Source organism: Anaerocaecibacter muris (genome assembly GCF_943192945.1).
Lineage (GTDB): Bacteria > Bacillota > Clostridia > Christensenellales > Pumilibacteraceae > Anaerocaecibacter > Anaerocaecibacter muris.
The window spans coordinates 44,515-56,985 of the sequence record NZ_CALPCE010000001.1 but is presented as its reverse complement, the minus strand read 5'-3'; the positions used below and the strand labels follow the sequence as shown (position 1 = coordinate 56,985).

General features: G+C 51.5%; 15 protein-coding genes and 1 tRNA gene. 2 read left to right on the top strand and 14 right to left on the bottom strand.

Features of this window, described 5'->3' with window-relative positions; translation table 11 throughout:
* The first annotated feature begins 2 nt into the window (after positions 1-2).
* Both NFR57_RS00245 and NFR57_RS00240 read left to right on the top strand, forming a co-directional pair.
* Positions 3-1,088 (top strand): tyrosine-type recombinase/integrase, encoded by a 1,086-nt coding sequence (locus tag NFR57_RS00245; protein WP_251181826.1) that lies wholly within the window; start codon positions 3-5, stop codon positions 1,086-1,088.
* Between the two features lie 25 nt (positions 1,089-1,113).
* Positions 1,114-1,536: a hypothetical protein gene (locus tag NFR57_RS00240; protein ID WP_251181825.1), complete on the top strand. Its 423-nt coding sequence runs from the start codon at positions 1,114-1,116 to the stop codon at positions 1,534-1,536.
* Between the two features lie 77 nt (positions 1,537-1,613).
* On the opposite strand, the gene thrS is transcribed toward NFR57_RS00240, so the two are convergent.
* The 14 genes from thrS to NFR57_RS00170 all read right to left on the bottom strand — a co-directional run bounded on the left by thrS (position 1,614) and on the right by NFR57_RS00170 (position 12,449).
* On the bottom strand, positions 1,614-3,548 hold the full coding sequence (gene thrS, locus NFR57_RS00235) for a threonine--tRNA ligase (RefSeq protein ID WP_251181824.1): 1,935 nt from the start codon (positions 3,546-3,548) through the stop codon (positions 1,614-1,616).
* 340 nt (positions 3,549-3,888) lie between these two features.
* Positions 3,889-4,746, bottom strand: a complete 858-nt coding sequence (locus NFR57_RS00230; RefSeq protein ID WP_251181823.1) for a TVP38/TMEM64 family protein — start codon at positions 4,744-4,746, stop codon at positions 3,889-3,891.
* Positions 4,747-4,809: 63 nt separating this feature from the next.
* Positions 4,810-5,415 carry an HD domain-containing protein gene (locus NFR57_RS00225; protein WP_251181822.1) on the bottom strand — a complete coding sequence of 202 codons (606 nt, stop codon included), beginning with the start codon at positions 5,413-5,415 and terminating at the stop codon, positions 4,810-4,812.
* 22 nt (positions 5,416-5,437) lie between these two features.
* Positions 5,438-5,872 carry a ribonuclease HI gene (gene rnhA / locus NFR57_RS00220; protein WP_251181821.1) on the bottom strand — a complete coding sequence of 145 codons (435 nt, stop codon included), beginning with the start codon at positions 5,870-5,872 and terminating at the stop codon, positions 5,438-5,440.
* A gap of 92 nt (positions 5,873-5,964) precedes the next feature.
* Positions 5,965-6,040 (bottom strand) — tRNA-Trp (locus tag NFR57_RS00215).
* 155 nt (positions 6,041-6,195) lie between these two features.
* Complete coding sequence (locus tag NFR57_RS00210) at positions 6,196-6,642, bottom strand: DUF1893 domain-containing protein (protein ID WP_251181820.1); 447 nt, start codon at positions 6,640-6,642, stop codon at positions 6,196-6,198.
* Positions 6,639-7,220, bottom strand: coding sequence for an ECF transporter S component (locus NFR57_RS00205; RefSeq protein WP_251181819.1), 582 nt, complete (start codon positions 7,218-7,220; stop codon positions 6,639-6,641). The genes NFR57_RS00210 and NFR57_RS00205 overlap by 4 nt, the downstream gene beginning before the upstream one ends.
* Positions 7,221-7,232: 12 nt before the next feature.
* Complete coding sequence (locus NFR57_RS00200) at positions 7,233-8,369, bottom strand: aldo/keto reductase (RefSeq protein WP_251181818.1); 1,137 nt, start codon at positions 8,367-8,369, stop codon at positions 7,233-7,235.
* Positions 8,370-8,433: 64 nt separating this feature from the next.
* Positions 8,434-9,444 (bottom strand): aspartate--ammonia ligase, encoded by a 1,011-nt coding sequence (gene asnA, locus NFR57_RS00195; RefSeq protein WP_251181817.1) that lies wholly within the window; start codon positions 9,442-9,444, stop codon positions 8,434-8,436.
* Positions 9,445-9,459: 15 nt separating this feature from the next.
* Positions 9,460-9,951, bottom strand: a complete 492-nt coding sequence (gene ruvC / locus NFR57_RS00190; RefSeq protein ID WP_251181816.1) for a crossover junction endodeoxyribonuclease RuvC — start codon at positions 9,949-9,951, stop codon at positions 9,460-9,462.
* Positions 9,952-9,964: 13 nt separating this feature from the next.
* On the bottom strand, positions 9,965-10,633 hold the full coding sequence (locus NFR57_RS00185) for a M48 family metallopeptidase (RefSeq protein WP_251181815.1): 669 nt from the start codon (positions 10,631-10,633) through the stop codon (positions 9,965-9,967).
* Positions 10,623-11,780: a tRNA guanosine(34) transglycosylase Tgt gene (gene tgt / locus NFR57_RS00180; protein WP_251181814.1), complete on the bottom strand. Its 1,158-nt coding sequence runs from the start codon at positions 11,778-11,780 to the stop codon at positions 10,623-10,625. The genes NFR57_RS00185 and tgt overlap by 11 nt, the downstream gene beginning before the upstream one ends.
* A 131-nt stretch (positions 11,781-11,911) precedes the next feature.
* Entirely contained in the window at positions 11,912-12,190 is a 279-nt protein-coding gene (locus NFR57_RS00175) for a type II toxin-antitoxin system RelE/ParE family toxin (RefSeq protein WP_251181813.1), read from the bottom strand.
* On the bottom strand, positions 12,183-12,449 hold the full coding sequence (locus NFR57_RS00170; protein WP_251181812.1) for a type II toxin-antitoxin system RelB/DinJ family antitoxin: 267 nt from the start codon (positions 12,447-12,449) through the stop codon (positions 12,183-12,185). Before NFR57_RS00170 ends, NFR57_RS00175 begins: the two co-directional genes overlap by 8 nt.
* Between the last annotated feature and the right edge of the window lie 22 nt (positions 12,450-12,471).

Sequence of the window (12,471 nt, the reverse complement as noted above, 5' to 3'; positions counted from 1 at the left end):
ACGTGAATTCGTACTTCGACCAAAGAAACGAAAAGACGCTCGCGGAAATAGACGATATTTTATGCGCCCTGCCCGACTTTGTTCGGGAATTCAACGTCGGTATAGCTATGCGGACAATGCCGCTTACAAGGCTCGGGTATCTGCGCGATATTCGAGTCTTTTGCGATTATTTGACGCGCAAAAAATTCAAAACAAAACAGATGTGCGAGCTTACTATATCCGATCTCGCGCAAGTCACGCCGACCGACGTCGAGGCGTTTATAGACTACCTGTCGTCGTACACAATCGGCGGCAAAAAGTACGCTTGTAAGGAACACGCCAAGGAACGCAAGGTATCGTCGTTGCGCTCCATGTTTAAATACTTCTACAAAAAAGAAAAGCTGGACAGCGACGTTATGACCAAGGTCGATTCGCCCAAAATCCACCTAAAACCGATAGTTAGGCTGGACGTGAACGAAGTGGTCGAAATTCTCGACGAAGCGGAAAACGGCGATAATCTTTTGGGCAGGCAAAAAAGTTTTCACGACAAAACCGCCATACGCGACGAGGCTATGCTGTCGCTGTTTTTGGGTACGGGCATACGCATTAGCGAGTGCGTGGGGCTTAACCGCAAAGACATAAACTTTTCCGACAACAGCTTTATTGTCACGCGCAAAGGCGGCAACACGTCTGTTCTGTATTTTTCGGACGAAGTGGCGCAAGCTCTCGACAATTATTTGAAATGGCTGGACGATCAAGTAAGCGAACAAACGCCGTTCGGCAAACGCGTGTACGACCGCGACGCGCTGTTTATATCCAATAAGGGCGGGCGCATAACGCCGCGCGCCGTCGAAATGATGGTTAAAAAATACGCCAAGGTCACTACCCCGTTTAAAAAGATAACGCCGCATAAACTGCGCAGTACATACGGCACTAACCTGTATCACGAAACGCACGATATATTTGTCGTTGCGGACGTACTCGGACACAAAGACGTGAACACGACGCGCAAGCATTACGCCGCAATGAGCGACGAAATCCGCCGCGACGTAGTCAACAAAGTCAAGTTGCGCGATCGCGACGACGACGCGCAGGACGACAAAGAATAACGCCGCACGGAAGCAACGCTCGCGCATGAAAAAACCTACGGCAACAAGAGCCGCGCAACTATTGAACGACGCGGAAATAAACTACCTTGCGGACCTGTACCTCGCCTGCTTTAAACTCGACAGGAGCGAACGCGCGTACAGGCGTTTTAAAAACGCCGTAATTCTCACGTCCGACGGTTCCGTCACTTTCCGCGACGCGTGCCGCGCGATCGGAGAAATCGAACAAAAATCGGAAAACGCTGTGTCGTCGGCAATCATCCGCGCGCTTAAAAATCTGCCCGCGCCCGCGGACGAAATTTTTAACGCAACATATTCTCAAAGCGCCGCAGACTGCGTACAGTCGCTTATCATGCCGCCATACAAAGATGCCGCCGACATCGTCATGTTTTTGGGCACGGCGTTTTTATACTTGCGTCTCGTCAATTACAATAAGTTCGACTTAAACTAACGCACAACTTTTTTACCACAGCAACATAAAAGGCTCGACGCTTCGAGCCTCTTATATTGCATAAAGATTTTACGCTATCAGTTAATCGCCTTGGTGTCTATTTCCTCGCGTATCTTGGAATAGAACTCGTCAAAGCTCATTGCGCCGAGATCGTCGTTGCGGTGACGGACGGACACGACGTTCTGCGCCGCTTCCTTGTCGCCGATAATGAGCATGTACGGCACTTTATCGACCTGCGCTTCGCGTATCTTGTAACCGATTTTTTCGTTGCGGTTGTCCGCAGTAGCGAGCACGCCGCGCTTTTTAAGCCACTCGGTAATTTCTATGCACTTGTCTGCGGTGCGCTCGGTAAGCGACAGCACGCGCACTTGTTCGGGCGACAGCCATAACGGGAACGCGCCGCCGAACTTTTCTATAAGCAGAGCGAGCGTGCGCTCGTAACAGCCTATCGAACTGCGATGAATAATGTAGGGCGTTTTCTTTTCGCCGTTTTCGTCAACGTAAGTCATATCGAAACGTTCGGCAAGGAACATATCGACCTGTATGGTAAGCAGGGTATCGACTTTGCCGTAAACGTTGCGCGACTGAATATCGAGCTTCGGACCGTAAAACGCCGCCTCGCCTATTCCTTCCACGTACTCCACGCCGAGGTCGTCGAGGATATGTTTCATGGTGTCCTCGGCTTCCTTCCACTTCTTCGGCTCGTTAATATACTTCTCTTTGTCCTTTGGATCCCAGCGCGAGAACCGATAGAATATATCGTCGCGCAGTCCGAACGTATTGAGCATAAATTCGCACAAATCCAAACAGCCTTTAAATTCGTTTTCAAGCTGTTCGGGCGTACAGATTATATGCCCGTCGGCAAGCGTAAACTGCCTTACGCGGATAAGACCGTGCATCTCGCCGCTCGCCTCTTTGCGGTAAAGCGTGCTCGTTTCCGCATAGCGGCAGGGCAAATCGCGGTAGCTTTTCAGCCCGTTTTTATAAATCATGTACTGGAACGGACAGGTCATGGGTCGAAGCGCAAGCACCTCGTCGTCCATAACCTCGTCGCCTATAATGAACATGCCGTCGCGGTAGTGATCCCAATGCCCGCTCAACTTGTAAAGATCGCTCTTTGCCATGTACGGCGTTTTTGTGAGCATGTAGCCGCGCCGTTCTTCCTCGTCCTCGACAAACCGTTGCATTGTCTGCATCATCTTCGCGCCCTTGGGCATGAACAGCGGCAAACCTTGCCCCACGCGCTCTTCGGTCATGAACAAGCCCATATCCCGACCGAGCTTGTTGTGATCGCGCTTTTTGGCTTCGGCGAGCTTGGAAAGGTACTCCTCGACTTCCGATTTTTTCTCGAACGCAACGCCGTAAATGCGCGTCAACATTTTATTGTGCTCGTCGCCCTTCCAGTACGCGCCCGCGAGCTGAACAAGTTTTATGTGCTTGACCTTGCCCGTGCTCGGCAAGTGCGGACCGCGACAAAGATCGACGAAATTGCCCTGACGGTAAAAAGTTATTTTACTGCGCGCAGGCAATTCCTCTATGAGTTGCATTTTATACGACTCGCCGAACCCTTGCATTTTCGCAAGCGCGGCTTTACGCGTGACGACCTCGCGTTCAATCGGCAAATCGGCGGCAATAATTTCGTTCATTTCGTTCTCGACCGCTTCGAGATCGTCCATTGTAATGGCAAACGGCAGATCGACGTCGTAATAAAACCCCGTCGCCGTCGCGGGACCGATTGCGAGTTGCGCCGCGGGATAAACGTTTTTAATCGCCTGCGCGAGTATGTGCGACGCGGTATGGCGGTACACTTCGCGTCCGTCCTCGTCTTTGTACGTAACTATTTCGAGCGTGCAATCGCTTGTCAGCGGCGTTTTTAAATCGACAAGCTCGCCGTTGACGCGCGCACACAGCGCGGCGCGCAAAAGATTATCGCTTATGTTTTTTGCGACCTGTTCCGCGGTGATACCGCTTTCGACCTCGACGGAATTTCCGTCCTTTAACGTAATTTTCATAGTCTTTCGACCTCCGATAACTTTTTTTTACCGAGCGGAGTTGACAAAAAATAAAACCGCCCTTAAAACATAAGGACGGCTTGCAACCGTGGTTCCACCTTACTTCGCGCAAAAAACTGCGCCTCGTTGTCTTGCTACCGCAAGCGGTTCCGTACAAACGCGGTGGTTTCGCTTGGCGTCGATCATACAAGGTTCCAGCAACCCCTTGCTCTCTGTAAATCACGAACGCGGCTACTTGTCCGCAACGGAATATTCATTTATCACAGTTTAGCACTATCGCACCGCGCTTGTCAAGCGAATTTAATCGCGACGATAAAATATATTATCCGCCCGCATAATACTATCTGCGCTTGGGCTTTCTGCTTTCTATGCTCTTGCGCAGTCCGCTTATAACAACGAACGCCGCAAACATAAGGCACACAAGCGCAATCCACACGGGTATTCCCCAGCCCGAAAACGGTATCGCGCCGCTGCCGAGGTACGCCGTCAATCCTATCATTACGGGTCGCGTCACAAGGCAAATAACGGTAAAATACGCATACGACATCGAAGTAATCCCCGCTATCATGCACAGCATGTCGTCGGGAAACGCGGGAAACAACAGCATGATTATAAACAAAAACTTGCCCTTTTCGCTCAAAATCCGCGCGTACTTTTCGGTGTTGTCCGCACCGAACATCCAGTTGCACAGCTTGCGCCCGAACACCTTGCCGAGCATGAACGAAATAAGCGAGCCTATTACCGTGCCGATAACCGACAGAACGAAACTCCACGTCGCGCCGTAAATCGCCACGCCCAGCAAAATAGTTACCGCTTCGGGTATGGGCAAAACCACAACTTGAAACACCGTCAGTCCTATAAAAACAAGCGCGCCCCAAAACCCGCTGTCCAGTATGAACTGTTTGAGCGCGTCGAAGTCGTTGAACCTGTCGGACAGCCCCGTCGTCACGTAAATTATATAACAGCCGACCACGATCGCCGTCAATATCGCGCCGACAAGCACCGTGCGCGAGGCGTGCGGATACTTTTCGCCGTCGAGCGCGCAATACGCGACCGCGGCTATCGCAAACAAAACGACGGCGGTATAGTACATTATTTTACTGCGGTCGTACATAAACAATCCGCACAGCGCGGTCATAACCGCGCACATAATTCCGACCCCCGCTTTGGCGAGCGCCGTTTTGGTCTGCGCTTTCACATAAATATTATATGTAAAAATCGCAAATATAAAGCAACGATTTCGTATTATGCGATTGATATTCTATATCAAGTTTTCAAACGAATTTTCCACGATATTGGGCAACAGCGTATAAATATTACAACCGCACATATCGTCGAACTTCTTTTTAATGCGCATAAACGACTTCCACTTATCTACCGAAAATTCTTTCATGCCGTGCCGAAGTGCAACGTCCACAAGCCGTTTTTCTATTATACACGCGCCCGTCGGCAAAGATATGGAATCGCAAAGCTGTATCAGCCTGTCGTAATCGTCGTACACTATGCCGTCGAGATAACTCTTTAAAAACGCCCTGCGCTCGTCCGAGCATTTGACCGCCGCAATATATTCGCCGGAATTAGGAATTTCGGGATAAGAATGAGTCATGGATATGCGTGCTATCTCATGTTCGCCCAGCCCCGTCATATACTCGTAACCGTCGAAAATATGATCGACGCCCCACGACCCTTTGCGCCGACCTATGTCGTGAAGCAAACCCAGTATGTACGCCTTATCCCCGTCCATGCCGCAGTTCTCGGCGATTATGCGCGCATTGACTGCGGTCACGCGGCTGTGCGGCGCCCACAACCCCTTTGTCATGCCCTCGGCAATTTCAATTTCGCGCTCGGCGCGTTCTACCGTCATCATAATACACTCCGATCAAAAACGTTTACAGCTTGCCTATTTCCGCGCGGGCATACTTGTCGCAAAGATTGTTATACTCGTTGTCGGCATGCCCTTTAACCTTGATAAAAGTAACCTCGTGCCGTTGCAAACACTCGCACAGCGACAGCCATAAATCCTTGTTTTTTACGGGCTGATTGCCCGCCGTAACCCAGCCGCGCGCGCGCCAACCGTCCAGCCAACGTTGCTCGACCGCGTTTACAAGATACGCCGAATCGGAATACAGATTGACCGCGCACCGCTCTTTGAGCGCGGACAGCCCCGCGACGGCGGCGTAAACCTCCATGCGGTTGTTGGTTGTGTCGGGGTCGCCGCCCGACAGTATTTTCTCTTTGCCGCCGTACATGAGTATCGCGCACCACCCGCCCTTGCCGGGGTTGCCGCTACACGCGCCGTCGGTATAAATTTCTACCGTTTTCATAAACGTTACCTTTAATTATTTTTTGGCTGTCCGCCTCATAGCGGAGTGCGCGCCGCCGTCAAAAAAAATACCCACCCGTCAGAGTGGGATTATGGCAGGGGCGACGCGACTCGAACACGCGACCAACGGTTTTGGAGACCGCGACTCTACCAACTGAGCTACGCCCCTATGCAACTATATATTATCATTTTAATCGGACAAAGTCAATTATTTGCGCGCAGTTTGTAAAAATTAAAAACGCAAATTCCCCGCCCAATAGCTCGCACTCAATAATCTTGTATCACGCATTATTCGTATTTACGTCCGCAAATCGCGCCGCACGCTCACGTCGCGCTCATAGCTTTAAGTTTATCTGCTATAATCGATACAGCGGCGCGCGGGTCGTCCGTTTGCGCAACCGCTTGTTCCATAGGACAAACGCCGTCGCCTTTGCGGTTGATGATATGCGGCACAATCATATCGCAACGGTAAGCAATGCCGTGCAGTTCGCATACCTGCGCCGCGCGCTCGCTCATGACGTGCGCGCACAGCTGCGCAACGCCCATATACGCATAAAGCAGAGCCGCCGCCGCGCCCACCACTTTATCCGCCGCAAAATAACCGCGATAATCGCCGCCGCCCTCAATCATTTGCAACAGCGGCGCAACGCCGCGCTCTTTACTCGTGACGGTATTTTTTCCGTCGGACAGAACGCATGTATATCCGCCGTCGTCGAGCGTCGGCATAATCGCAAGCGCGTTATTCGCCGCGCCGTTTTTACATGTACTCATGTCCTGTCGTTCTTTTTAAGCGCAACCGCAATTACGGCAACCGTAAGCGCGGCGACCGCGCATTGCATAGATAAACCGACAAGCCCCGCGCGGATTTGAGCCCAAGCCGAAGCCGCCGTAACGGTCGAAACCGATTGAAATATCGCGGCGAGCGTCAAAAACGCCGCGCGCCCGACTACCGCAGACAGCAATACCGCGGGAAGAACAAACAACGAATTAAGGTATATGCGCCGTGCAAACAGTCCGCAAACCGCGCCGAACACGGCAAGTTCCGCCATCATGTACGGAAGTCGCGCCGCCGCAGGCATGGCATTGCCGAACAGCGCAGTGAACGCAAACGAAATCAACGGCGACAGCGCGCCGACGCCCGCGCCCCACGAAACGCCGAGCAAGCACCCGCCTATCATAACGGGCAAATACATGGGCAACCATCTAACACCGCCCGCCGCGCCGAGCACGGCGTGAAAAATTTGCGGCAATATTACGGCAAGCGCGACAACGCCCAACGAAACAATCGACTTAACCGTAAGTTTGAGTTTTGCTCCCGCGTTTTTAGCATTAAGCGCGCAATCAATCATAATACACTCTCCTTAATTGTTTTTAAGCCTCGACGTAAAGTCTTTCATCATTTCCGAAACTTTGATGTTCTGCGGGCAAACGTTTTCGCAACTGCCGCAACCGACGCACGCCGAAGGTCGCTTGTCGTCGGGAATTGTATTGAGCACCATGGGCGCGATAAATCCGCCGCCCGTAAACCTATGTTCGTTGTAAAGTTTGATAAGGTCGGGGATATTCAGCCCCTGCGGGCAGTGACTCGTGCAATAGCGGCATGCGGTACAGGGCAACGCCGTCTTGCCGAGCATGCTGTCGACTATTTCCGCAAGCGTTTTCAACTCCTCCGCATTTAGCGGCTTATATTCTTCAAACGTGGCGATATTAGCTTTGACTTGATCGAAGTCGGACATGCCCGACAGCGTTACAGTCACTTCGGGCAACGACTGCAAAAATCTAAACGCCCAAGCGGGTATAGGCTCGCTCGGTCGCGCCGCTTTGAGTTTGCTTTCGTATTCGTCCGCGAGCCGCGCGAGCTTGCCGCCGCGCAAAGGCTCCATGACCCACACGGGTATGCCGTAACCGTTAAGCAGTTCGACTTTTTCCCGCGCGTTCTGGAACGTCCAATCTATGTAGTTTATTTGGAGCTGTCCAAACTCCATATACTCGCCGTACTTTTCGAGGAACTTGCGCATGCAAGCCAAATCGCCGTGCGCCGAAAAACCGAGGTGCTTTATCCGCCCGTTTTCCTTTTGCTTTTTTAGATACTCGAAAATGCCGAACTTTTCGTCGAGGTACGAGTCGACGTTCATTTCGCAGACGTTATGGAAAAGATAAAAATCGAAGTAATCGGTTTTGCACTTTTCGAGTTGCGCCTCGAAAATACTCTCTACCTTGTCCATGTTGGCAAGGTCGTATCCGGGGAACTTGCTCGCAAGATAAAACTTGTCGCGCGGATACTTTGAGAGCAACCTGCCCACGACCCGCTCCGACTCGCCGTCGTGATAGCCCCAAGCCGTGTCGAAATAATTGACGCCGTGACTGATTGCGTAATCAAACATTTCGCCCGCCGCGACTTCGTCAATATCGGAATACACGCCGTTTTTAACCGGCAACCGCATAGTGCCGAAACCGAGCGCGGAAAGTTTAATATCCTTAAACTGCTTGTAAATCATACTTCCTCCCGATCCGAATAATTTTCGGTATTATACTGTATTCCGTCGCGATTGTCAAGCCGTATCACAGCAATTCCACGCCGCGCGCCCGACACTCGGCAAGCGTTTGTTCCGACCAAATAGACGCTTGAACTTCGCCTATGTGCGCTTTGCCGAGCATAAGCATGCACAGGCGCGACTGACCTATGCCGCCGCCTATCGTGTACGGCAAAACGCTTTGGTCTATCAGTCTGTGATATTCGTGCTTGTATCTGTCCGTCGCGCCGCACTCCGTCAACTGTCTGCGAAGCGCCGCCGCGTCCGCTCGCACGCCCATAGATGAAATTTCCAGCGCGTCGTCAAGCACGCCGTTCCATATAAGCAAATCGCCGTTCAAACTCCAATCGTCGTAATCGGGCGCGCGGTTGTCGTGCTTGTTCCCGTCGGACAGCCTGTCGCCTATGCCTATAATAAAAACAGTGCCGTGCGCCCTGCAAATTTCGCGCTCGCGCGCTTTAGGCGGCAAATCGGGATAAGCCGCCCGCAACTCCTCCGCCGTAATAAAATACGGTTTTTCCGCAATATGAATATCGAGTTTGGGATAGCGCAACCGCACTTTTCTGTTGGCATAAACCACGGCTTTGACAATCGAGCACACCGTATCTTTAAGATATTCGACCGTCCTGTCCTCACGCGTAATCACCTTTTCCCAATCCCACTGATCTACGAAAACGGAATGAATATTATCGACGGCGTCGTCGCGACGCACCGCGTTCATATCGGTATAAATGCCCTCGCCCGCGCCGTAACCGTAACGGTACAGCGCCAGCCGTTTCCACTTGGCGAGCGACTGCACGATTTCCGCGTCGCAACCGACGGCGGCAATCGAAAAATCGACCTTGCGTTCCACGCCGTTAAGATCGTCGTTTATACCGCTGTTAGCGGGAACGATGAGCGGCGCGGTAACTCTGTCGAGAACGAGAAAAGACGCGAGCGTCTGCTGAAACACGTCCTTAATGTACTTTATAGCCTGTTGCGTTTCGCGCAGGCTCAACACCGACTTGTACCCGTCGGGAATAATTACACCGTTTTGCATAGCCGTTACCCCGTTTTATTTAAGCCCGCGCTTAACGCCCTGCGCGCACAGCGCATGACAGATCGCCGCCGCCAACGCGTCCGCCGCGTCGTCGGGCTTGGGCGTTTCTTTAAGTCGCAAAAGCGACCGCACCATAAATTGCACCTGTGTTTTGCTCGCCGTGCCGTTGCCCGTAACGGTGGATTTTATCTGCAACGGCGTGTACTCGAACAGCTTATCGCACAGCTTGGCGCACGATAAAAGTATAACGCCGCGCGCCTGTGCGACCTTGATTCCCGTCGTGATATTGGTGTTAAAAAACAACTCCTCCACCGCTATTTCGTCGGGCTCGACGGACTTGACAAGCTCGGTAATCCCGTTTTCTATCATTATCAACCGTTCGGGCGTGGCAAGATTCGCGGGCGTTTCCACCGCGCCGTAATCGAGCGGGCGGAACTTGCCGTTGTCGTTTTCTATTATGCCGTAGCCGACCGTGGCGTACCCGGGGTCTATTCCCAAAATGCGCATAGCACAGTAACTCCTATCTGTAAAGCGTAGTCAAAACCGAGTAAGTTTTTAACCGCTTTTTCGTCGCCGCGTAATCGGGCGCAAAGCTCTTGACCAGCGCCCAAAATTCCGCGCCGTGATTATGGTGGACGGTGTGCGCAAGCTCGTGAATCAGCACGTAATCAATCAAGTTCGAGTCGAGCATGACAAGCCGCCAATTAAGTCGTATATCGCAATCGCCGTCGCAACTGCCCCATTTTGTTCGAGCGTTTGTCAGCGCGAAAGACTTGTACTTTAACCCTGTTTTTGCCGACGTTTCCGTCAACGCCGCTTCGAGTTCAGACGCGGCAATGCGTTTAAACCACGCCGTAATCGCGCGTAAGGCGGCAGACTTGTCCGTCGCGTATTTTATCGGAAGCAACAGCTCTCCGTCCGCAACGGCTATCCTCTTGTGTTTTTCGGACGGAACGACGGCGCATTGCCGACCGTGATACATAACGCAATCGCCCGAAATAACGGCGGAAAGCACGGACGTTTTGCGCGCATGCTCGGCAAGTTTTTTACTAACCCACTCCGATTTTTCTTCTAAAAATTTTTCGATATGCTCGACGGAAATGCGCGGCGGCGACTTGACAATCACTTCGCCGTCCTTAATGCAAATGGTAAGCGTTTTGCGCTTACTGCGTATCAGTTTATATTGCATCGCACAAATCCGTCGGTTTGACGTTGTCCGTGTACTCCTTGCGCGCGCGGAACTCCGCCATAAAATCGCCGTAACTGTCCGAAAGAATAGCGGCGCGGATTTTTTCCATAAGCCGCGTAAGGTAGTAAAGATTGTGATACGAAATGAGCCGCGCGCCCAGCGTTTCACCGGTGTTCACAAGATGGCGCAAATAACTCCGCGAAAAGTTTTTGCAAGCATAGCAATCGCAATCGGGATCGAGCGGGCGCAAATCCTCCTTGTAAACGGCGTTGCGCACCGTCAGCTTGCCTTCGCTCGTAAACGCCAACCCGTTGCGCGCCGTGCGCGTGGGCAACACGCAATCGAACATATCAATCCCGCGCAGAACGCCTTCCGCAAGGCAGTCGGGACTGCCCACACCCATTAAATATCGCGGCATGTTGCGCGGGTATTCGGGGCGAAGCGCGTCGAGCATTTTATACATGACGGACTTGGACTCGCCGACGGACAATCCGCCGACGGCAATGCCGCAGTCCGCATACGGGATAGTTTCCCGCGCGGCTTTTACGCGCAAGTCCTCGTACATATTGCCCTGAATTATCGGGAACAACATCTGCTTGTCGTTTTTGTGGTGCGCCTTGCAACGGTCGAGCCATTTTAAAGTGCGGTCGAGCGCGTGCGCGGAATACTCTTTATCGCACCCCGCGGCACTGCACTCATCAAACGCCATAATAATATCCGCGCCCAACGCGTTCTGTATATCGATAGACTTTTCGGGCGTAAAATAATGCCGCGACCCGTCGAGGTGCGAATTGAACTCCACGCCGTCGTCGGTAATCTTGTTGAGCCGCGAAAGCGAAAACACCTGAAAACCGCCGCTGTCGGTGAGAATAGGCTTGTGCCAGTTCATAAAATCGTGCAGTCCGCCGTTATGCCGAACTATTTCCTCGCCCGGGCGCATGTACAAATGATAAGTGTTGGACAGAATAATCTGCGCGCCCAACTCCTCCACTTCATACGGCGCAAGCGTCTTAACGGTCGCTTGCGTGCCGACGGGCATAAACACGGGCGTTTTGATAACGCCGTGCGGCGTTGTAAACTCGCCGACGCGCGCGCCGGTCTGTTTGCATATATGTATTTCTTTAAATGAAAAATTAGATTGCGACATTTTATACCTATTTATTAACATTAGTCGGGATTAAGATTGTAGTCAAGGCGCATAACGCATATAATTACCGTGCGATTAAATTTCCGTAACAACATAAACAATACTGCGCCTGCATTTTTGCGTGAAACCGATTAAATCAAATCCGAGTGCGAGCCTGTCCTGATTAGCTTTAAAATCAAGCTGTCTTTATATATTTTATAGATAAGCAACCAATCGGGCTGGATATGGCATTCGCGCACGTTTATGTATTCTTTTGAGTTAGTCAAAGCGTGGTCGCGATACTTTTCGGGCAAAGGTTGCTCGCTAACAAGAATCGATATAACCTTTTGCAACTCGCCGACGTCGAAACCTCTTTTAACGGCAAGTTTAAAATCTTTTTTAAACTGCCCTTGATATTCGATTTTAAGCATTTAAAGACTCCATAAGAGCTTCCACGCTATCAAACGGTCCGTAAACGTCATTGTCGTTTACAGCATCCGCGATAGCCTTTACCGTTACGGAATTAGGCGCTTCACGCGAAACGTCAAAAGGTATACCCTGTTCCGATATAGCTTTTTTCAAATAAATATTTATAGCCGTGGACAAATCAAGCCCCAAATCTGCAAACAATTCCTGCGCTTGTTTTTTTACATCGGCGTCAATGCTTATATTAGTGGAAATTTTAGCCATATTAGTGTCTCCTTTTATTTTT